This window comes from Burkholderia sp. SIMBA_062 (assembly GCF_046534765.1).
Taxonomy (GTDB): Bacteria; Pseudomonadota; Gammaproteobacteria; order Burkholderiales; family Burkholderiaceae; genus Burkholderia; species Burkholderia ambifaria.
Genome location: NZ_JAWRYD010000001.1, coordinates 232,736 through 253,561 on the forward strand (window position 1 = coordinate 232,736; position 20,826 = coordinate 253,561).

The 20,826-nt window shown below is 68.9% G+C and carries 15 protein-coding genes; 8 read left to right on the forward strand and 7 right to left on the reverse strand.

The window, feature by feature from the left end:
* Window positions 1-54 precede the first annotated feature (54 nt).
* Window positions 55-264 carry a hypothetical protein gene (locus SB786_RS01130; RefSeq protein WP_410725795.1) on the forward strand — a complete coding sequence of 70 codons (210 nt, stop codon included), beginning with the start codon at window positions 55-57 and terminating at the stop codon, window positions 262-264.
* Complete coding sequence (locus tag SB786_RS01135) at window positions 264-644, forward strand: type II toxin-antitoxin system VapC family toxin (protein WP_410725796.1); 381 nt, start codon at window positions 264-266, stop codon at window positions 642-644. Before SB786_RS01130 ends, SB786_RS01135 begins: the two co-directional genes overlap by 1 nt.
* Before the next feature lie 52 nt (window positions 645-696).
* Here SB786_RS01135 and dapA read toward each other — a convergent pair whose 3' ends face one another.
* Window positions 697-1,590 carry a 4-hydroxy-tetrahydrodipicolinate synthase gene (gene dapA / locus SB786_RS01140; protein ID WP_410725797.1) on the reverse strand — a complete coding sequence of 298 codons (894 nt, stop codon included), beginning with the start codon at window positions 1,588-1,590 and terminating at the stop codon, window positions 697-699.
* A 453-nt stretch (window positions 1,591-2,043) separates the two neighbouring features.
* Between dapA and SB786_RS01145 the strand changes: the two genes are divergently transcribed.
* Together SB786_RS01145 and SB786_RS01150 are read left to right on the forward strand one after the other, a co-directional pair.
* Window positions 2,044-3,063, forward strand: coding sequence for a sulfate ABC transporter substrate-binding protein (locus SB786_RS01145; RefSeq protein WP_410725798.1), 1,020 nt, complete (start codon window positions 2,044-2,046; stop codon window positions 3,061-3,063).
* A gap of 213 nt (window positions 3,064-3,276) precedes the next feature.
* Entirely contained in the window at window positions 3,277-4,245 is a 969-nt protein-coding gene (locus SB786_RS01150; RefSeq protein ID WP_410725799.1) for an ion channel, read from the forward strand.
* 89 nt (window positions 4,246-4,334) lie between these two features.
* On the opposite strand, the gene SB786_RS01155 is transcribed toward SB786_RS01150, so the two are convergent.
* On the reverse strand, window positions 4,335-4,949 hold the full coding sequence (locus SB786_RS01155) for a glutathione S-transferase family protein (RefSeq protein ID WP_410725800.1): 615 nt from the start codon (window positions 4,947-4,949) through the stop codon (window positions 4,335-4,337).
* Window positions 4,950-5,393: 444 nt separating this feature from the next.
* Between SB786_RS01155 and SB786_RS01160 the strand changes: the two genes are divergently transcribed.
* Both SB786_RS01160 and SB786_RS01165 read left to right on the forward strand, forming a co-directional pair.
* Complete coding sequence (locus tag SB786_RS01160; protein ID WP_410725801.1) at window positions 5,394-5,951, forward strand: sugar O-acetyltransferase; 558 nt, start codon at window positions 5,394-5,396, stop codon at window positions 5,949-5,951.
* A 2,150-nt stretch (window positions 5,952-8,101) separates the two neighbouring features.
* On the forward strand, window positions 8,102-11,683 hold the full coding sequence (locus tag SB786_RS01165) for an indolepyruvate ferredoxin oxidoreductase family protein (RefSeq protein ID WP_410725802.1): 3,582 nt from the start codon (window positions 8,102-8,104) through the stop codon (window positions 11,681-11,683).
* Window positions 11,684-11,972: 289 nt separating this feature from the next.
* Here SB786_RS01165 and SB786_RS01170 read toward each other — a convergent pair whose 3' ends face one another.
* Entirely contained in the window at window positions 11,973-13,640 is a 1,668-nt protein-coding gene (locus SB786_RS01170; protein WP_410725803.1) for a Na+/H+ antiporter, read from the reverse strand.
* Window positions 13,641-13,931: 291 nt separating this feature from the next.
* Here SB786_RS01170 and SB786_RS01175 point away from each other — a divergent pair, with 291 nt between their 5' ends.
* Both SB786_RS01175 and SB786_RS01180 read left to right on the forward strand, forming a co-directional pair.
* Window positions 13,932-15,218 (forward strand): EAL domain-containing protein, encoded by a 1,287-nt coding sequence (locus SB786_RS01175; protein WP_410725804.1) that lies wholly within the window; start codon window positions 13,932-13,934, stop codon window positions 15,216-15,218.
* A gap of 76 nt (window positions 15,219-15,294) precedes the next feature.
* On the forward strand, window positions 15,295-16,020 hold the full coding sequence (locus SB786_RS01180; RefSeq protein ID WP_410725805.1) for a copper homeostasis protein CutC: 726 nt from the start codon (window positions 15,295-15,297) through the stop codon (window positions 16,018-16,020).
* Window positions 16,021-16,168: 148 nt separating this feature from the next.
* Here the strand turns inward: SB786_RS01180 and bioB are convergent, their stop codons facing one another.
* From bioB to bioA, 4 genes are all read right to left on the reverse strand, one after another.
* Window positions 16,169-17,188 (reverse strand): biotin synthase BioB, encoded by a 1,020-nt coding sequence (gene bioB / locus SB786_RS01185; RefSeq protein ID WP_410725806.1) that lies wholly within the window; start codon window positions 17,186-17,188, stop codon window positions 16,169-16,171.
* 36 nt (window positions 17,189-17,224) lie between these two features.
* Window positions 17,225-17,944 carry a dethiobiotin synthase gene (gene bioD, locus SB786_RS01190; protein ID WP_410725807.1) on the reverse strand — a complete coding sequence of 240 codons (720 nt, stop codon included), beginning with the start codon at window positions 17,942-17,944 and terminating at the stop codon, window positions 17,225-17,227.
* 127 nt (window positions 17,945-18,071) lie between these two features.
* The gene (gene bioF, locus SB786_RS01195; RefSeq protein ID WP_410725808.1) at window positions 18,072-19,313 is read right to left on the reverse strand and encodes an 8-amino-7-oxononanoate synthase; all 1,242 of its coding nucleotides are present in this window, start codon (window positions 19,311-19,313) and stop codon (window positions 18,072-18,074) included.
* Complete coding sequence (gene bioA, locus SB786_RS01200; RefSeq protein ID WP_410725809.1) at window positions 19,310-20,656, reverse strand: adenosylmethionine--8-amino-7-oxononanoate transaminase; 1,347 nt, start codon at window positions 20,654-20,656, stop codon at window positions 19,310-19,312. Before bioA ends, bioF begins: the two co-directional genes overlap by 4 nt.
* Window positions 20,657-20,826: the final 170 nt, after the last annotated feature.

The window sequence follows — 20,826 nt, forward strand, 5'->3', positions numbered from 1 at the left end:
GGAGCGATCAGGCGAACGGGACTACAGTGATGGACACCTGAAACGGAGGTCATCATGCAAGACGCGAACCTGCCCAACGGCGTTGCGATCGGTCCATCGCAGCAAGGCGACGTATCGAGCCCGGCTGACGATACTCACGTCGATCCAGTCGGGTCGGGGAAGTTGCCCATTCGCTTCGGCGTTCTCCAAGGTCAGGCGTGGATCGCGGATGATTTCGACGCACCGTTGCCGGCGTATCTGCTGGACGCGTTCGAGGGACGCTGATGCGCTTGCTGCTCGATACGCACATCTTCCTGTGGATCGTGACCAACGACCCGAAGCTTAGCGCGCGGGCGCGCAAACTGATTTCGGGGGCGGACGAACGCTTCGTCAGCAGCGCGAGTATCTGGGAGGCTGCCATCAAGGCTGGCCTCGGGAAGCTCGACATCGATGTGGGCAGATTGATCGGCTCAATCAGCACGAGCGGAGTGCGCGAACTGCCGGTTCGCGCCGTGCATGGGGCGGCGCTGCGTGACTTACCGCACCACCATCGCGATCCGTTCGATCGCTTGCTCGTCGCGCAGGCTCGGCATGAACCGCTGCAACTCGTAACGGCCGACGCCCAACTTGCGCGGTACGGCCTGTCTCTCGTTCTGACGGTTTGAAACAATCTGGCGAAGATTCGCCCATCGCTCGAGCCGCGCGTCGCGCCGCGGCCTATGCGGCGGCGCTGCCCGGCGCGATTGCCCCGAGCGTGGCGAGAATGGCGGCCAGCCTGTCCCGCAACCCGTCGCTCGCCGGCACGAACGGCAGCCGCAACCCGTCCTCGCACCACCCGTGCGCGGCCAGCACAGCCTTCACCGGTGCCGGATTCGGCTCCGCGAACAGCGCCGCGACCAGCGGCTGCAGCGCGACCGACAGCTCGCGCGCGTCGGCGAGCCGGCCGTCGCGCAGCAGCGCATGGATGCGCACGTGCCACTCGGGCAGCACGTGCGCGCTGCTCGCGATCGCGCCGTGCGCGCCGGCGCACAGCGCGGCGAAGTTCTGGTTGTCGTCGCCGGAAAGGATCGCGAGCGGCGTGTCGTGCACGAGCCGGCTCATCCGCTCGAGCGTGCCGCCGCATTCCTTGATGCCCGCGACACGTGGGTCGCGCGCAAGCGCCTGCAGCGTCTCCAGTTCGACGTTCACGCCGGTGCGGTACGGGATGTTGTAGACGAGCACCGGCAGGTCGGCCGCGTCGACGATCGCTTCGATGTGGCGGCGGATGCCGTCCTGCGTCGGCCGAACGTAGACGGGCGGCGTGACGAGCAGCCCGTCGGGCCGCAACGCGGCGAGTTCGCGTGCGCGGGCGGCCGCGAAGTGCGTCGCGCTCGCGGTGAGCCCGACGACGACCGGCAGGTCGGGCACCGCATCGCGCAGCGTCGCGAACACGGCGTCCTGTTCGCGCGCGTCGAGCAGCACGCCTTCACCGGTCGTCGCGCCTGCGACGAAACCCGCGATACCCGCGGCCGCATAGTGGCGCGCGAGCCGCGCGAGCGCGCCGTGGTCGACCTCGCCGTCGTGAAACGGCGTGATGAGCGGCAGCCAGATACCTTCGAAACGTGTGTGCATGCAAAGCCTCAGGGTGGAAACGGAGTGGGAAGGAACCGTTCCGCCGGCGATGTGCCGGAGCAAGGCGTGCGAGCAAGGAAAAAGAAACGACCTGCGGGCATCCCGTCCGGCATTCGCCTGACGGGACGCGACGTCCCCGTCAGTCGAGGAGTCGTTTTTTCAGTTTCAGCCCGGCCGCGCGCGCACCTGCCGCGATGGCGGCAAGGATCGACGACGAGCGCAGGGCAGCGGACATGGATGAACCGTGAAAAGGGCTGAGCGGCGATCTTAACATCGGATCCGGCGCGCACGCGAGCGTGCGGCCGCCGGTTAGCAGAATTCGAGATTTGCTTTGCACGACAGATTGGAAGGCGCGCGACGCCCGGCCGCTAGAATGCCCGCTTACGTTTCGATGACAGCGCGCACGCGTGCCGTCACGCACCTTCAACACCACTGGAAACGGGGCATATCACGATGGCAAGCATCAAGGGGATCGGTCGCTGGCTGCACACGGGCACCGCGGCGGCGCTGGTCGTGGCGGCCGCGGCCGCGCATGCGGACACGTCGATCCTGAACGTGTCGTACGACGTGACGCGCGAGCTGTACAAGGACATCAACACGAGCTTCGCCGCCGCGTACAAGCAGCAGACCGGCGAAACCGTGGCGATCAAGCAGTCGCACGGCGCGTCGAGCGCGCAGGCGCTGTCGGTACTGCAGGGGCTGCAGGCCGATGTCGTGACGATGAACCAGCCGAACGATATCGACCTGCTCGCTGAGCGGGGCCAGTTACTGCCGAAGGACTGGCGCGCGCGCTTCCCCGACAGCAGCTCGCCGTACTCGACGACGATGGTGTTCCTCGTGCGCAAGGGCAACCCGAAGGCGATCAGGGACTGGAGCGATCTCGCGAAACCGGGCGTGCAGGTGATCATCGCGAACCCGAAGACGTCCGGCAACGGCCGCTACGCGTATCTCGCCGCGTGGGGCTACCAGAAGCAGAAGGGCGCGACCGACCAGCAGGCGCTCGACTTCGAGAAGGCGATCTTCCGCAACGTGCCGGTGCTGGACTCGGGCGGCCGCGGCGCGACGACGACCTTCACGCAGCGCGGCATCGGCGACGTGCTCGTCACGTTCGAGAACGAAGTCGCGCTGATGGACACGGGCGCGTCGGGGGCGGAATTCGACGCCGTGTACCCGTCGGCGAGCATTCTGGCGGAGCCGCCCGTCGCCGTCGTCGACAAGGTCGTCGACAAGAAGGGCACGCGCAAGATCGCGCAGGCGTATCTCGACTACCTGTACACGCCGCAGGCGCAGGAGATCATCGCGCAGCACCATCTGCGCCCGCGCGACGCGAACGTGCTGAAGAAGCATGCGGCCGAGTTCAAGCCGCTGAAGACGTTCAGCGTCGAGCAGGTTTTCGGCAACTGGGCGAACGCGCAGAAAACCCACTTCGCCGATGGCGGCACGTTCGATCGCGTGATCGTCGACCGCAAGTAGGCGGCACGCCGCACGCCGCGCGCGTGCCGGCAGGATGACCGCGCAGCCGGCCGCCGATGCGGCCGGTTTTTTTCGCGCCGGCGCGCGCAAGGCCGCTGCGCATCGCTCGCGCCGCACGCGCAACGCCGCCGCCAATCGCCCTGCATCGCCGCGCATTCCCGGCCGCCGCCCCGCGTGCTACGCTCATCGCCTTCTTGCTTCCGGCCTTGCGCGATGAACCTCGATTCGTCCTCCCCAGCCTCCCGCGGCCGTGGCCGCAAGCTCTGGTCGGGCACCCGCCCCGTTGTCGCATACGGGATGCCGCCGCTTGGCTGGCGCGACCTCTATCACCGCGCGCTGACGGTGAGCTGGCCCGTATTCTTCCTGTCGCTCGCGATACTGTTCCTGCTGCTCAACGGCGGCTTCGCGGCGCTCTACCTGCTCGGCCACGACGCGATCGCGAACCAGTCGCCGGCCGGCTTCGTCGGCGCGTTCTTTTTCAGCGTCGAGACGCTCGCGACGGTCGGCTACGGCGACATGCATCCGCAGACCGTCTACGCGCACGTGGTCTCGACCTTCGAGATCTTCATCGGGATGTCGGGCATCGCGCTGGCGACCGGGCTTGTGTTCGCGCGGTTTTCGCGGCCGCAGGCGAAGATCCTGTTCGCGCGGCTGGCGATCGTGCGCCCGCTGAACGGGCGAATGACGCTGATGGTGCGTGCCGCGAATGCGCGCCAGAACGTAATCGCCGAAGCGCAGGCGAAGCTGCGGCTGATGCGCGTGGAGGGGACGCACGAGGGTTATACGCTGCGCAAGATCCACGATCTGCCGCTCGTGCGCAGCGAGCATCCGATCTTCCTGCTCGGCTGGAACCTGATGCACGTGATCGACGAAACGAGCCCGCTGTTCGGCGAGACGGCCGAATCGCTCGCCGCGCACGACGCGTCGCTGCTGATCACGATCGAGGGCTCCGACGAGACGACCGCGCAGGTCATGCAGGCGCGCTACTCGTGGACGCATGCGGACATCCGCTGGCGTCACCGGTATGTCGACCTGATGCATGACGAAGACGGCATCACGCATATCGACTACACGCATTTTCACGATGTCGTGCCGGTCGACGCCGATAGCGACGAACGCGGTTCGGCGGGTGTGGTGATCGACGGCGGCACGGCGGCGCAGGCGTCCGGGCCGGCTGCTTGACGTCGGCGACCGGCGCGAACCGGCGCCGACGCCCGGCCGCGACCGCGACCGCCGCCGCAACCGACTGCCGCGCCGCACACGCGCACGCGTCACGGATGCAGCAGACGCGCCGCTTCGCGCTGTTCGACCGCCACCGCGCGGCGATGGCCGTCGCGGTCCTCAGCGCGCGTGACGTAGTCGCCGAGCACGCCTTCGTGCGGCAGCAGGTGGGCGTCGAACGCGATCTTCAGCGTGCTGGCGAGCAGCAGGTCGGCCGCGGTGAAGCGGTCGCCGACGAGCCAGCGGCTGTGGGCGAGCGTTTGCGCGAGTGCACGCTGCACACGCGTGATGTTGCCCCAGCCGAACGCGACCGGATTGCCCGACGCACCGATGAATTTCTCGGCCATCGCCGGTTCGAGGCAGGTGGGTGTGAAGAACATCCACTGCAGGAAGCGGCCGCGCAGCGGATCGTCGGGCGCGATGCCGAGCCCGGCGCCCGGGCAGCGATCGGCGAGATAGAGCAGCACCGCGCCGGATTCGGCGAACGGCTCGCTGCCGTCGTCGAGCGCGGGCAGCTTGGCCATCGGATTGACCTGGACGAACGCGTCGCTCCCCTGTTCGTGCGAACGCAGGTCGATCGGCACGAGCTCGTAGACGGCGCCGATTTCCTCCAGCATCCACAACGCCCGGAATGCCCGGGTTTTGGGCCAGTAGTAGAGCTTCATCGCGCCTCCGCGTTGGGTGTCCGTGCCGGTTCGGTCGATGCTCAAGCGTACCCGAGCGGGAGAGGTTCGGACAGGGGCGGGCGGTGCAAGCGGCCGATCATGGCAGGGCGGCGGGCGGCGCGGCGCGCGGGTTCGAGCCGTTGCGCATGGGCCAGAATTTCCCGCAGCGTCCCCATTCGACGACGATTTATTGTTTAACTAGTCATAAGTTAACTAGTTATGAATTGATGAGGGGTGTTCGGCTGAAACGAGCGGGACGACAGTGTCCGCCCGACCTTGCGGCAGCGTCGGCGCACGGCCGCATGCGCCTCAACGATGGCCGTCGACGAACCGCGAAGCGCGGAAACCCAGTCATCTCGCGCGGGTCGCTCGAATCATCGAATTCAAGACAGGGAATCGCATGCGCCGCATGCCGATTCGATCGCACACGGAGAACAGCAACGAATGGCGAACGACGATCGCACCACGATCATTCCCCGGCGCACGCCGGAATCGGCCGCGATGCGTGCCGAGCTCGCGCGAACGATGGCAATCACCGCCCGGCTCAACCGTCTGACGTTCGACGATGCGCACGAGGTCCGCGCCTTGTTCGGCGAACTGATCGGCAAGCCGATGGACGACGGCTTCCTGCTGATCCCGCCGTTCTATGCGACGGGCGGTGCCGACACACGGATCGGCCGCAACGTGTTCGTCAACCAGAACTGCACGTTCTATGACCTCGGCGGCCTCGACATCGGCGACGACGTGATGATCGGGCCGAACGTCAGCCTCATCACGTCGGGCCATCCGGTCGAGCCGTCCCACCGGCGCGACTTCGTCGTCGCGCGGCCGATCATGATCGGGAACAACGTGTGGATCGGCGCGGGCGCGACGATCATTGGCGGCGTGACGGTCGGCGAGAACTCGGTGGTCGGCGCGGGTTCCGTCGTGACGCGCGACGTTCCGCCGAATACGCTGGTCGGCGGCAACCCGGCGCGGATCATTCGCTCGATTGCCGAGTGACGGTGGCTGCGGGCCTCTCCCGCGTCGGCTTAAATGTGGACAACCGGGCCTTCCACCCACTCGAAACGCTGTGGATCCGAACGGTGAGTGTGTGGCCGGTGGCTGAATCGGCGGGGCTTCCCGGCATTCGACACCGGTCGGGGGCAAGTGCATGAGCCGACGTTGCCGATGCGCTGGTGGCGCATTCCTGCGCGGCGTCGGTTGTGGATATCCCGGCACCCAAATCACTCGGCACGCGGTGATTTTCATCGGTGAGCGCGATGCAAGGTGTGGACAACCGGCGCTCCGAACGACGAAAAATGCTGTGCTTTCGAAGGGTGAGCGTCGACGGCCGATCGCGCGTGAGGCTTGCCTGGTGTGGGCTTCCGGGAGTCGAGCGGGTGTCGTGCGAGAATTCCGGGCGCCGCGCATTCTAACGGCGCGCGCGGATCGGCGATAGATTCGGACCCGTATCACGGTGTGGATATCTCGCAGCCGAATTCACTCGAAGCGCTGTGTATTTCAATGGTGAGCGTCGGCGGCCGATCGAGCCGCGTGCCCGTTTCCGGTCTTCGGCACGGCTTCGAGGGTCGCGCATTCTAACCGCACTCGCGATCGCGCGTTCCGTTCGAGTCCGTGCGCCGATGTGGATAGCCGGTCGCGGAAGCCAGTCGACGTGCTGTGTATTTCAGCGGTGAGGGGCGCGTGCATGCGGCTCGGCCGCGCCTGCGCCAATCCGGCTGCACGGGCCGCCGAGCGGTTGCGGGCGCGGATGTTCGCGCCGGAGCGCCGCCTTCGTGTGACAGGATGCCCATGCTCACCGTTGAATTTCACAGCGTCTCGACTGGTCTCGGGTTGGGTTTGTCCACGCGCGAATCGGCGCCCTCGTTCGATCGTCGTGCCGTCGCTCACCGTTGGAATTCACAGTGTTTGGAGTTAACGCGGGTCGAGGGATTCGTACCCGAATCGGCGTGCACGTTTGATTGTCTGCCGTCACTCACCATCGAAATTCACAGCGTTTGGAGTTGTCGCGGAGCGGGCTATCCACACCCGAATCGGCACCATTGTTCGAGCGCGCGCCGTCACTCACCATCGAAATTCACAGCGTTTCGGGTCGTCGCGGGGCGAGTTGTTCACACCCGAATCGGCACCCTTGTTCGACCGCGCGCCGTCACTCACCATCGGAATTCACAGTGTTTCGAGTCGTCGCGGAGCGGGCTGTCCACATCCGAATCGGCACCGTTGTTCGAGCGCTGCCGATGCTCACCGTCGAATTTCGCAGCATTCAGGGTTGTCGCGAGGCGGGCTGACCACATCCGAATCGGCGCGTTGTTCGAGCGCGGGCCGGTGGTCACCATTGGAATTCACAGGGTTTCGAGTGCCCGTGGGTGGCGATATCCACACCCGTACCGGCGTCGCGTTCGACTGCACAACGGCGCGCACCGAGGCCGGACGGAGGTGTGGATATCCTGCCGCCGAATCGACTCACGACGCTGTGGATCCGGAAGGTGAGGGCGAACGTCGCAGCGGCGAGGCGAGGATCCGGCGGTGTGGATATCTCCTGTCGGCATCGACTCGTCGCGCTGTGGATTTCAACGGTGAGCGTCGGAATCCGCTGAACTGCGGACCGATTGCGATGTGGATATCCGGCGCCCGACGCGACTCGAAACCCTGTGCGATCGAACGGTGAGCACGATCACCAATTCGGCCGGCAGTCCCACATTGTGGACATCCCGCGCCCGCAACCAGTCCGAACGCTGTGCATTCCATCGGTGAGCACGCCCCCGTTTCCCGGCCGAAACCCTTGTCGCACGGGCCGCGAGCACCCGCCGCCACGCCCGCCGCCACGCCCGCCGCCACGCCCGCCGTCGCGCCCGCGGCCGCGACCGCCCGCCACGCCCGCGGCCTGCGTCCCGCTCGTCCCCGGCGATTCCGAAGCAAGCGCCCACCCATCCCGACCACCCCCACCGCCGCCTACCACCCCACGCGAAAACTCTCTCAATTCCCGCCCGAAACCTGCGCAGTTTTTCTCACTTCGGCACACGCCGAGCAAGATGAGAAAAAACTTTCTCGTCTCCCCGCGAAAAAATAGAGCCATCCAGCCGTCTCCGGCCGGCGTCGCCCGACGCCCCGGTGCGCGGCCCAGAACAGCACAATCAGGAGACATCCCCATGACCGCCCGCCTGCCCGTCGACGGTACGCCCGCTCTATCCGACTATCGTCTGACCGACAACCTGACCGCCACGCGCGGCCGGATCTTCCTGACCGGCACGCAGGCGCTGGTCCGCCTGTTGCTGATGCAGCGCGCGTCCGACGCCGCGCAGGGGCTCGACACGGCCGGCTTCGTCAGCGGCTACCGCGGCTCGCCGCTCGGGATGGTCGACCAGCAGCTGTGGAAGGCGAAGAAGCTGCTCGACGGTAGCGGCGTGCGCTTCCTGCCCGCGATCAACGAGGAACTGGGCGGCACCGCGGTGCTCGGCACGCAGCGCGTCGAGGCCGACCCGGAGCGCACCGTCGATGGCGTGTACGCGATGTGGTACGGCAAGGGCCCCGGCGTCGACCGCGCCGGTGACGCGCTCAAGCACGGCAACGCATACGGTTCGTCGCCGCACGGCGGCGTGCTGGTGGTGGCGGGCGACGACCATGGCTGCGTATCGTCGTCGATGCCGCACCAGAGCGACTTCGCGATGATCGCGTGGCACATGCCGGTCGTGAACCCGTCGAACATCGCCGACATGCTCGAGTTCGGCCTGTACGGCTGGGCGCTGTCGCGCTATTCGGGCGCATGGGTCGGCTTCAAGGCGATCTCGGAGACGGTCGAGTCCGGCTCGACCGTCGATCTCGATGCATTGCAGACGCAATGGCCGGCGCCGGCGGGCTTCACGCCGCCCGTGGGTGGCCTGCACAACCGCTGGCCCGACCTGCCGAGCCTCACGATCGAGGCGCGCCTCGCCGCGAAGCTCGACGCGGTGCGCCACTTCGCGCGCACCAACAGCATCGACAAGTGGATCGCCCCGAGCGCGCAGGCGAACGTCGGCATCGTCACCTGCGGCAAGGCGCACCTCGACCTGATGGAAGCGCTGCGCCGTCTCGACCTGACGGTGGCCGATCTCGACGCGGCCGGCGTGCGGATCTACAAGGTGGGCCTGTCGTATCCGCTCGAGATGACGCGCATCGAGACCTTCGTCGACGGGCTCGCCGAAGTGCTGGTGATCGAGGAGAAAGGCCCCGTCATCGAGCAGCAGATCAAGGACTACCTGTACAACCGCGCGGACGGCGCGCGCCCGCGCGTGCTCGGCAAGCACGATGCGCAGGGTGCCTGCCTGTTGTCCGAACTCGGCGAGCTGCGGCCGTCGCGGATCCTGCCGGTGTTCGCCGAATGGCTCGCGCGCCACAAGCCGGCGCTCGATCGCCGCGAACGCGTCGTCGATCTCGTCGCGCCGCGGATCCTGTCGAACGAAGCGGACGCGGTGAAGCGCACGCCGTACTTCTGCTCGGGCTGCCCGCACAACACGTCGACCAAGGTGCCGGAAGGCTCGATCGCGCAGGCCGGCATCGGCTGCCACTTCATGGCGTCGTGGATGGAGCGCGACACGACGGGCCTGATCCAGATGGGCGGCGAGGGCGTCGACTGGGCCGCGCACGCGATGTTCACCAACACGAAGCACGTGTTCCAGAACCTCGGCGACGGCACCTACTTCCACTCGGGCATCCTCGCGATCCGCCAGGCGGTCGCCGCGAAGGCGAACATCACGTACAAGATCCTCTACAACGACGCGGTCGCGATGACGGGCGGCCAGCCGGTCGACGGCAGCATCTCGGTGCCGCAGATCGCGCGGCAGGTCGAGGCGGAAGGCGTGTCGCGCTTCGTGGTGGTGTCCGACGAACCGGAGAAGTACGACGGCCATCACGGGCAGTTCCCGGCCGGCACGACGTTCCATCACCGCAGCGAGCTCGACACGGTGCAGCGCGAGCTGCGCGAGACGCCGGGCGTCACCGTGCTGATCTACGACCAGACCTGCGCGGCGGAGAAGCGTCGCCGCCGCAAGAAGGGCGAGTTCCCCGACCCGGACAAGCGCCTGTTCATCAACGACGCGGTGTGCGAAGGCTGCGGCGACTGCGGCGTGCAGTCGAACTGCCTGTCGGTCGAGCCGCTCGAGACGCCGCTCGGCCGCAAGCGCCGCATCGACCAGTCGTCGTGCAACAAGGACTACTCGTGCGTGAACGGCTTCTGCCCGAGCTTCGTGACGGTCGAAGGCGCGGCGCTGAAGAAGGCCGCGGGCGCGGCGTTCGACGAGGCGGCGCTCGCCGTGCGCGTCGACGCGCTGCCAGTGCCGGCGACGCATCTCGACGCGGCGCCGTACGACATGCTCGTGACGGGCGTGGGCGGCACGGGCGTCGTGACGGTCGGCGCGCTGATCAGCATGGCCGCGCACCTCGAGGGCAAGAGCGCGTCGGTGCTCGACTTCATGGGCTTCGCGCAGAAGGGCGGCTCGGTGCTGTCGTTCGTGCGGATCGCGTCGAGCGACCAGTGGCTGAACCAGGTGCGCATCGACACGCAGCAAGCCGACGTGCTGCTCGCGTGCGACATGGTCGTCGGCGCGAGTGCCGAGGCGCTGCAGACGGTGCGCCACGAGCGTTCGCGGATCGTCGTCAACACGCACCGGATTCCGAACGCGTCGTTCGTGCAGGATCCCGACGCGAACCTGCACGCGGATGCGCTGCTCGAGAAGATGCATCACGCGGCCGGCGACGGCTACCTGTCGAGCTGCGACGCGCAGGCGCTCGCCGCGAAGTTCCTCGGCGACCCGATCGGCGCGAACATCCTGATGCTCGGCTACGCGTGGCAGCTCGGCCTCGTGCCGGTGTCGCTCGCCGCGATGATGCGCGCGATCGAGCTGAACAACGTCGCGGTGCCGATGAACAAGCTCGCGTTCTCGATCGGCCGGATGGCGGCCGGCGACGCGGCGGGCCTCGACGCATTGTGGAACGCGCGTCATACGGGGGCCGCGCAGGCCGCGCCGGAGACGCTCGCCGACCTGATCGCCGATCGTGAAGCGCGCCTCGACGCATACGGCGGCGCGCGTTACGTCGAGCGCTACCGCGCACTGGTGAAGGCGGCGCGCGCGAAGGGCGACGACGCGCTGACGCGTGCGGTCGCGACGACGTTCTACCGGCTGCTCGCGGTGAAGGACGAATACGAGGTCGCGCGGCTGTATGCGGACGGCGCATTCCGCACGGCGCTCGAAGCGCAGTTCGAAGGCGTGCCGGGGCAGGACTATCGCGTGAAGTTCAACCTGGCGCCGCCGACGGTCGCGAAGGCGGGACGCGACGGCAGCGCGCCGAAGAAGCGCGTGTTCGGCCAGTGGATGTGGCCGGTGTTCGGCATGCTGGCGCGCGTGCGCAGCCTGCGCGGCACGTGGCTCGATCCGTTCGGCCGCACGGCCGAGCGCAGGATGGAGCGCGCGCTCGCGGACGACTACGAGACGACGCTCACGCGCGCGCTTGCCGCGCTGACGGCCGGCAATGCGGCGCAGGTCTCGCAGGTTGCGCAACTGGCCGACCTGCACGCGCGCGTGCGCGGCTTCGGCCACGTGAAGGTGCGCAACCTGGCCGGCGTGAAGCGCACGGAGCGCGAGCTCGCGCTGCAACTCGGCATCGACGCGGCGACGAGCGCGGCCGTGCAGCACGCGCTCGACGAGATGAAGGGTGCGGGGATGCTGAAGGGCATTCCGGTCGTCGTCGCGAAGTAACGCGAACGCGCGGCGCGGCGATCCGTTGCGGGGGAGCGGGGGCGAGGCGCCGCGCGCCTGAAGGGCATTCCGGTCGTCGTCGCGAAGTAATGCGAACGGGCCGGCGCAGCGATTCGTTGCGGGGACAGGGGAACGACGCGCCCGCGCGACGGCTGGCGGGGCGCGCCGTGGGTAGGCGGCCCGCCGGCCGGCCTGCGCGCCTGAGCTGCCTACGCCGCCTTACGCTACGCGATTGCCGGCGATGCGGCATGCGACGGGCGTCGCAGCAGGCCGCTGCGCGGCCCCACCGTCAGACGATCCCTTTCTTGCGCGTCGACAGCGCCGTTTCCGACAGGTCGATCTCGCGGATCAGCTTCGTCAGCGTCTCGTCGGAAATCTTGCTTTCGCCGCGCAGCCGGTACAGCACCGAACGTTCCGCGCGCACCGCCGCGATCCGCATCTGCAGTTCCATCGTTTCGGTCTGCTTTGCTTCCGCGCGCGGCGTCGGGCCGTCCTCGGCGAGTGCGGCGAGGCGGCGCCGGTACTGGTCCATTACGCGCGCGGAGATGTCCGCGCAGCGCGCGGCGCCCGATTCGTCGAGATCGGCCGAGATCGCGTCGTGCGACGAGTCGATCGCGCGGATCGCGGCCTGCGCGGCGGCCGCGCGCGCGGTGCGCTCCTCGTCGGCGAGCGGGTTGCGCGTCGAGCGCACGCCGCGCAGCAACAGCGGCAGCCCGATCACCGCGACGATCAGCGAACCGAGTATCACCGCCGACGCGACGAAGATCGCGGTGTCCCGCCCCGGCAGCGGTGCGCCGTCGGACAGCGCGACGGGGATCGACAGCACGCCCGCGAGCGTGACGGCGCCGCGCACGCCGCCGACCGTCATCACCGCGATCGTGCGGATGCCGGCCATCGTGCCCGTGAGGCCGTGGCGCGCGGCGCGGCGGCTCGCGATCCAGCGCAGCAGCCAGACCCACAGGAAGCGGATCGCATACAGCGCGAGCATCATCGCGCACACGTTGAAGATCATCCGGCCGACGAGCACGTCGCTCGTGTGGTGCGCGTCGACGAGCGCGCGGCCGATGATGTGCGGCAGCTGCAGCCCGAGCATGATGAACACCATGCCGTTGAACACGAACTCGATCATCGCCCACGTGCTTTCGGCACGCACGCGCGACGCGACGGTGCTTTTGCGGGAGAAGCTGGTGTAGTTCATCATCATCCCGGCCGACACGGCCGCGAGCACGCCCGACAGGTCGAGATGCTCCGCGAACAGATAGGCGGCGAACGGCACGAGGAGCGTCATCACGATGCCGGGGGCCGGGTCGCCTTCCTGTTCGGCGTTCAGGAAGCGCGTCGACAGCGCGCTGAACAGCCACGCGACGATCGCGCCTGTCGCCAGCCCGCCGGCGGCGACGATCACGAACGTGATCGACGCCTCGCGCAACGAGAACACGCCCGTGAGCGCGGCCGCGACCGCGAACTTCAGCGCGACGAGGCCCGACGCGTCGTTCATCAGCGCCTCGCCTTCGAGGATGTGCATCAGCTGCGGCGGAATCCGGCCACGGCCGGCGATGCCCGACAGCGCGACCGCGTCGGTGGGCGACAGCACGGCCGCGAGCGCGAACGCGATCGGCAGCGGCAACTCGGGTATCAGCCAGTGCGCGAAGTAGCCGACTGCGAGTACGGTCATGAACACGAGCCCGAACGCGAGCATCAGGATCGCGCGGCGCTGCAGGTACAGCTCGCGTTTCGGAATCCGCCAGCCATCCGCGAACAGCAGCGGCGGAATGAACAGCAGCATGAAGATTTCGGGATCGAACGTGACGTGCAGATTGAACTTCGGCCACGCGAGCATCGCGCCGAACGCGATCTGCATCAGCGGTAGCGGCAGCCGCAACGGCAGCACGCGCGTGGCCGCGCCGGACAGCGCGACGGTGAGCAGCAGAATCAGGACTGTGAAGACGATTTCCATCGATACGGCAATTGTGGAGAATGAAACGATCGGACGGAGTTTAGCGTGACGGTGTGACGGGTGCGTTCGAGTGCGCCGGTGCGCATGCACGCAAACGGTGCATCCGGCCCGCGCCACACTGGTGCGGCGCCGCCGCAGGCAGGCGTGGCGCGCGTGTTCAGCCCTTGCACGGAGCTTGCTTGATGCTTGCGTACCGTCCGGCACCGGCCGGGCAACCGAGGATTCGACCATGACATTGCGCGCGCCATTCCGAACCACTGCCGCGTTCGGCTGCATCGCCAGGAGGAAGCCATGACGATCGTGCAGCAGGAGCGCCCGGCCACCGCGTCGCCGTATCGTTTCGAGCGTGAGATGAGCTCCGGCCTCGAACGCCTGGCGACGCGCCACCACGACCTGTCGCTCACGACCGTGTTCCAGCCGATCTTCAGCCTGTCGCACCAGCGTGCGGTGGGCTACGAGGCGCTGTTGCGCGCGCATGACGCGCTCGACCGCGCGGTGTCGCCGCTCGACGTGTTCGGCGAGGCCGCGCGCCAGGGCGAGTTGCTGCAGCTCGACCGGCTCGCGCAGGCGCTGCACCTCGAGAACTTCGCGCTGCTCGGCGCCGAGCGCGAGTGGCTGTTCCTCAACGTGCATCCGGGCGTGCTCACCGATCCGTTCCAGGCCGCCGCGCTGCTCGCGAACCTGAAGCGGATCGGCATGCCGCCGCGCCGCGTCGTGCTCGAAGTGCTCGAACAGCGCGCGGAAGACGTCGAGCGGCTCGCCGACGCCGTGCGCGAGTTCCGCGCGCAGGGCTTCCTGATCGCGCTCGACGATTTCGGCGCCGGCCACTCGAACCTCGAGCGGATCTGGCAGTTGAACCCGGACATCGTGAAGCTCGACCGGATCATGCTGTCCCACGCGGCGCACCGCACGGGGCTCACCGCGATCCTGCACGGGCTCGTCACGCTGCTGCACGAGGCCGGCAAGCTGGTGCTCGTCGAAGGGATCGAGACCGAGCACGACGCGCAGATTGCGCTGTCGTGCGAGGCCGATTTCGTGCAGGGCTATTACTTCGGCCGGCCGGCGCCCGGGCTGCCCGACAGCGCGGCGGCGACCGGCTGCATCGGCGAGCTGACCGAGCGCTTTCGCGAGCAGACCGAAGCGCGCGAGCGGCGCGACGCGCAGCGGCTTGCGCCGTACCTGCGCGCGTTCGAACGCGCGGCCGAACGGGTCGCGGCCGGCGAGCCGCTCGACGAGGTGTGCTGGAACTTCCTCGCGCTCGACGCCGCCGCGCGCTGCTTCCTGCTCGACGCGCGGGGCCGCCAGTCGGGCCGCAACGTCGTGCTGCGTGCGGACCGTGCGCTCGCCGAGGCGCGCTTCTCGCCGCTGTCGGATGCGCAGGGCGCGAACTGGCTGCGCCGGCCGTATTTCCGCACGGCGATCGCCGAGCCCGGACGCGTGCAGGTGACGCGCCCGTACCTGTCGATCAACGAGGCGCAGCCGTGCGTGACGCTGTCGGTGGCCGTGCGCATCGGCGACGCGCAGCACGTGCTGTGCGGCGATATCGACTGGTTCGACGAGGAGGCCGGCGGCGCATAGCGCGGGCGCCGTGCTGGCGCGGTTCACGCCGCTCGGCTAGGATGCGCGAATTGTCCTGACGATTCGCGAGCCGCCGATGAACCGTACCGCCCGTTCCTCCGTCCTCCTCGAAGTGATCGCCACGACCGTCGGCGATGCGAAGGCCGCCGCCCGCGCGGGCGCCGACCGTCTCGAACTCGTGACCGCGATCACCGAAGGCGGGCTCACGCCGAGCGTCGGCCTGATCGAGGCCGTCGTGGCCGCGGTGCCGATTCCGGTCAACGTGATCGTGCGTCCGCACAGCCGCTCGTTCGTCTACGACGCCGACGACCTGCGCGTGATCGAACGCGACGTGCGCGCGGCCGTCGCGGCCGGCGCGAACGGCGTCGTGTTCGGTGCGCTCGATGCGCGCGGCGACGTCGATCTCGACGCGCTCGCCCGCATCGCGGCCGCCGCGGACGGGCGCGACCTGACGTTCCACCGCGCATTCGACGTGTCCCGCGATCTGAACGCCGCATTCGACGCGCTGCTGCGCGTGCCGACCGTCACGTCGGTGCTGACGTCGGGCGGCCATCCGTCGGTGCTCGACGCGGTCGCGACGATCACGCGGCTCGTGCGGCAGGCGGCGGGCACGACCTGCACGGTGCTGGCCGGCTCGGGGCTCAAGGTCGATGCGGTCGGCGATTTCGTTCGCGCCACCGGCGTGCGCGCCGTGCATTTCGGCTCGGGCGTGCGGGTGCGCGGTGAGGTGCTCGCTCCCGTCGACGCCCAGCACGTCGAGCGCGTGCGCGCGGCGCTGGACGGCGCGGCGTCGCACGTGTGACGCGCATGCCGAAGCTGCGCGTTGGCGCGGCGAGAAGAGCGTCGATCCGCGACGCGCACGGCGACCCGATGCAGACGATCGGGTAAAACAAAAGCCGGGACATGCCCGGCTTTTTCGTTGGCGGGTGCGGCGCGTCGGCCGTTACCGCTTATGCGTTCTCCGCCAGCGCGTCGGCCTGGCTCGCGCGGATGCCGAGGCGCTCGAACAGCGCGCGGTCGCGCTGCGTCTGCGGGTTGCTCGTCGTCAGCAGCTGGTCGCCGTAGAACATCGAGTTCGCGCCCGCGAGGAAGCACATCGCCTGCATCGCGTCGTCGAGCTGCTCGCGGCCGGCCGACAGGCGCACGACGGCCTTCGGCATCGTGATGCGCGCGACCGCGATCGTGCGCACGAACTCGAACGGGTCGAGCGGCGCGGTGCCTTCGAGCGGCGTGCCTTCGATCGCGACGAGGTTGTTGATCGGCACCGATTCCGGATACGGGTTCAGGTTCGCGAGTTGCGAGATCAGGCCCGCGCGTTCGCGGCGCGATTCACCCATCCCGATGATGCCGCCGCAGCACACGTTGATGCCCGCATCGCGCACGCGGTCGAGCGTGTCGAGCCGATCCTGGTACGTGCGCGTCGAGATCACCTGGCCGTAGAACTCCGGCGACGTGTCGAGGTTATGGTTGTAGTAGTCGAGGCCCGCGTCGGCGAGCTGCCGAGCCTGCTCGTTTTCCAGCATGCCGAGCGTCATGCAGGTCTCGAGGCCGAGTTCCTTCACGCCGCGCACCATCTCGGTCAGCGCCGGCATGTGGCGCTCCTTCGGGTTGCGCCACGCGGCGCCCATGCAGAAGCGGCTCGCACCGTTCGCCTTCGCCGCGCGCGCGGCGTCGAGCACCGTGTCGACGTCCATCAGCTTCTCGGCCTTCAGGCCCGTGTCATGGTGCGACGACTGCGAGCAGTAGCCGCAATCTTCCTCGCAGCCGCCCGTCTTGATCGACAGCAGCGTCGACAGCTGCACCGCGTTCGCGTCGAAGTGCTCGCGATGCACCTGCTGCGCGCGGAACATCAGGTCGTTGAACGGCAGCTCGAACAGCGCGACGACGTCGGCGACGCGCCAGCGCTGCGGCGCCGGCGCAGCCACGGGGATCGCGTCGGGTTGCACGGCGGCGGTCTGGACTTGGGTCATGGTGGTTTTCCTGTCGTGAATGCGGGGATCGGGGCGTCAATGCTGCGCGCGGCGCAGCGTGTCGACGAGCGCGGCGATGTCGAGCATCGCCGCGGCGGATTCGGGGGCGGCCGGGCGCAGGTGCGCGATGCGGCCGAGGAGCGGCGCGCGATGCTCGCGCGCGAGCCAGTCGCGAATCGTCGCGACGTTCTCGTCGGCGTACGACATGGCCGGGTCGACGTGGTTCGCGACCCAGCCGGCGAGCGTGAGACCGCGCTGGCGAATCGCATCGGCCGTCAGCAGCGCGTGGCTGATGCAGCCGAGCCGCACGCCGACGACGAGCACCACGGGCAGGCCGAGCGCGACCGCGAGATCGGCCGTGTCCTGCGTGTCGGTGAGCGGCACGCGGAAGCCGCCGACGCCCTCGACGACCACGACGTCCGCGGGCGTCAGCGCTTCACGGTGGCTCGTGACGATCGTGTCGATATCGAGCGTCACGCCTTCGTGCGCGGCGACGATGTGCGGTGCGGCGGGCGCCTTCAGCAGGAACGGCGTGCGCAGCTCGGGCGGCAGCACGACGTTCGCGGCCGCGTCGAGCTGGTCGGCGTCCTCGTTGCGCCAGACCCCGTCGCGTTCATACGCACCGGCGGCGACGGGCTTCAGCGCGGCCGCGCGCAGGCCGTGCCGCGTGAAGCCGTGCAGCATGGCGGCCGAGACGAAGGTCTTGCCGATTTCCGTGTCGGTGCCCGTGACGAAGACGGAGAGTGGTGCGGTCATGCTGCCTCCCGCCTGTCTGTTCCAAGCGGGGCGACCGCCGCTTCGGACGGCAGCGGACGTGTCGATCCGGAGTAGCGCTTTAGCGCGTACTCCGGTCCCATGCAAAGCCTGTGAGCGTGGGCGCGGTTCATCGTGCTTCCTTGCTGGCTTCCAGTAATGCGGCTTCGAGCCGCGCGAGATCGTCGAACGAATGCGCGGCCGACAGCGAGATGCGCAGCCGCGACGTGCCGGCCGGCACCGTCGGCGGCCGGATCGCGGGCACCCACAGGCCGTGCGCGTCGAGCGAGCGCATCGCCGCGAGCGTCGCGTCGTTGCTGCCGATCACGAGCGGCTGCACGGCCGTGTGCGAGTCGACCGGCTGCCAGCGCGTCATGCGCAGCAGCGTGCGCGTGCGCTCGATCAGCGCGGCGAGGTGTGCGCGTCGCGCGTCGCCTTCATCGCCGGCGATCACCTTCAGGCTCGCCGATACCGCATGCGCGACGGCCGGCGGCGCGGCCGTCGTGAAGATGTAGCTGCGCGCGCGCTGGATCATCCATTCGATCACGGTCTCGTGCGCGACGACGAACGCGCCCGCGACACCGGCGGCCTTGCCGAGCGTGCCGACGTAGACGAGGTTCGGCGAGCGCAGCGCGGCGGCCGCGAGCGCGCCGCGGCCCTGGGGCCCCAGCACGCCGAAGCCGTGTGCGTCGTCGACGACGAGCCACGCGCCGTGGCGTTCGGCCAGCGCGACGAGTTCGGCGAGCGGCGCGATGTCGCCATCCATGCTGAACACGGTGTCGCTGACGATCAGTTTCGTTTCGGCGTCGGACGCGTCGAGCAGCGCGGCGAGCGCGGCCATGTCCGCATGCGGGTAGACCTGCACGTTCGCGCGCGACAGCCGGATCCCATCGATCAGCGACGCGTGGTTCAGCGCATCGGAGAAGATCGTCGCGTGCTTGGCCGTCAGCGCCGTCATCGCGGCGAGGTTCGCCATGTAGCCGGTGCTGAAGTACAGCGCGCGCGGCGCGTCGGAGAAGCCGCCCGCGAAGCCGGCGAGTTCGTCCTCGAGCGTGGCGTGCGCACGGGAATGGCCGCCGAGCAGATGCGAGCCGCCGCTGCCGGAGCCATAGCGCCGCGCGCCTTCGGCGAACGCGGCGACGAGCGCCGGATGCGCGGCGAGGCCGAGATAGTCGTTACTCGCGAAGCCGACGATGTCGCGGCCGTCGACGCGCATGTGCGCATCGCACGCGGTGTCGGCGGTGCGGCGCACGCGGCGCAACCCTTGCGCGTCGAGTTCGGCGAGGCCGCGTTGCAGCGTATCGAGCAGGTTCGTCGCTGCGTTCCGCTCGGCGGGCGGCGAACGAAGTGAGTTTGGGGCCGTGTATGTCATTGCATGATCTCCGCGAGCGTCGCATCGAGCGTGTCGCGCGTGCGTTGCGCGAGCCACGCGATGTCGTCGTCGCTCATCACGTACGGCGGCATCAGGTACACGGTCGTGCCGATCGGACGCAGCAGCAGTTCGCGTTCGAGCGCGCGCTCGAAGAAGCGCCGCGAGAAGCCGCGTGCCGCGTCGCCGTCGAGCGCGACGTCGAATGCGAACAGCGTGCCGCGCTCGCGCAGGTGACGCACCTGCGGGTGCGCGTCGAGCGGCGCGAGCGCGGCGCGCATCGCCGCCGACTTGCGCGCGTTGCCGGCGAGCACGTCGTCGCGCGCGAACAGTTCGAGCGTCGCGACCGCCGCGCGGCACGCGAGCGGGTTGCCGGTGTACGAATGCGAATGCAGGAAGCCGCGCGTCGTGTCGTCGTCGTAGAAGGCCGCGAACACGTCGTCGCGCGTGAGTACGAGCGACAGCGGCAGGTAGCCGCCGCTGATGCCCTTCGACAGGCACAGGAAATCGGGCCAGACGCCGGCCTGCTCGCACGCGAAGAAGGTGCCGGTGCGGCCGCAGCCGACCGCGATCTCGTCGGCGATCAGGTGCACGCCGAACTCGTCGCACAGCGCGCGCAGCCCGCGCACGTACGACGGATCGTGCATCGCCATGCCGGCCGCGCATTGCACGAGCGGCTCGACGATCAGCGCGGCGATCCGGTCCGCGCGGTCGGCGAACAGGCGCCGCACGTCGTCGAGCGCGCGGCCCGCGACGTCGGCCGCCGTTTCGCCCGGCTGCGCGCCGCGTGCGTCGGGCGACGCGACCACGTGCGCGTTGCGGATCAGCGGATCGTACGCATCCTTGAACAGCGCCACGTCGGTCACGCCGAGTGCGCCGATGGTCTCGCCGTGATAGCTGTTCGCGACGCACACGAATTCGCGCTTGTCCGCGCGGCCGCGGTTGCGCCACGCGTGGAAGCTCATCTTCAGCGCGATCTCGACCGCCGACGCGCCGTCCGACGCGAAGAACGCATGGCCGAGCGTGCGCGCGGTGAGCACATGCAGCCGCTCGGCGAGCTCGATTGCCGGCTCGTGCGTGCAGCCGGCGAGCATCGCGTGCTCGAGCGTGTCGAGCTGGTGCTTCAGCGCCGCGTTGATGTGCGGGTTCGCATGGCCGAACAGGTTCACCCACCACGAGCTGATTGCATCGAAGTAGCGGCGGCCGTCGCGGTCGTACAGCCATACGCCCGCGCCGCGCGCGACGGGAATGAGCGGCAGGCGCTCATGGTGCTTCATCTGGGTGCAGGGATGCCAGACCGCGCGCAGGCTGCGCGCGACCCAGTCGTCGGTGGCTGGCGTACTCAAGGCGACTCCGGGGGGTAAAACGGCGGCGGGCATCGAACGGGATGCCGCGCGGCGACAGACGGAAAACGCGCTGAGATTAGCGTGTTCCGCCGCGCGTTGCACTACCGGTTACAAACGCCGCAAAGCCTTGGCGGGCGGGAGTTCGCCGCAGATCCGGGGTGCTCGGAACG

Excerpts from the sequence above, each read along its gene's own strand:
- SB786_RS01130 (WP_410725795.1), top strand. The coding sequence starts at position 55 with ATGCAAGACGCGAACCTGCCCAACGGCGTTGCGATCGGTCCATCGCAG.
- SB786_RS01135 (WP_410725796.1), top strand. The coding sequence starts at position 264 with ATGCGCTTGCTGCTCGATACGCACATCTTCCTGTGGATCGTGACCAAC.
- dapA (WP_410725797.1), bottom strand. The coding sequence starts at position 1,590 with ATGCACACACGTTTCGAAGGTATCTGGCTGCCGCTCATCACGCCGTTT.
- SB786_RS01145 (WP_410725798.1), top strand. The coding sequence starts at position 2,044 with ATGGCAAGCATCAAGGGGATCGGTCGCTGGCTGCACACGGGCACCGCG.
- SB786_RS01150 (WP_410725799.1), top strand. The coding sequence starts at position 3,277 with ATGAACCTCGATTCGTCCTCCCCAGCCTCCCGCGGCCGTGGCCGCAAG.
- SB786_RS01155 (WP_410725800.1), bottom strand. The coding sequence starts at position 4,949 with ATGAAGCTCTACTACTGGCCCAAAACCCGGGCATTCCGGGCGTTGTGG.
- SB786_RS01160 (WP_410725801.1), top strand. The coding sequence starts at position 5,394 with ATGGCGAACGACGATCGCACCACGATCATTCCCCGGCGCACGCCGGAA.
- SB786_RS01165 (WP_410725802.1), top strand. The coding sequence starts at position 8,102 with ATGACCGCCCGCCTGCCCGTCGACGGTACGCCCGCTCTATCCGACTAT.
- SB786_RS01170 (WP_410725803.1), bottom strand. The coding sequence starts at position 13,640 with ATGGAAATCGTCTTCACAGTCCTGATTCTGCTGCTCACCGTCGCGCTG.
- SB786_RS01175 (WP_410725804.1), top strand. The coding sequence starts at position 13,932 with ATGACGATCGTGCAGCAGGAGCGCCCGGCCACCGCGTCGCCGTATCGT.
- SB786_RS01180 (WP_410725805.1), top strand. The coding sequence starts at position 15,295 with ATGAACCGTACCGCCCGTTCCTCCGTCCTCCTCGAAGTGATCGCCACG.
- bioB (WP_410725806.1), bottom strand. The coding sequence starts at position 17,188 with ATGACCCAAGTCCAGACCGCCGCCGTGCAACCCGACGCGATCCCCGTG.
- bioD (WP_410725807.1), bottom strand. The coding sequence starts at position 17,944 with ATGACCGCACCACTCTCCGTCTTCGTCACGGGCACCGACACGGAAATC.
- bioF (WP_410725808.1), bottom strand. The coding sequence starts at position 19,313 with ATGACATACACGGCCCCAAACTCACTTCGTTCGCCGCCCGCCGAGCGG.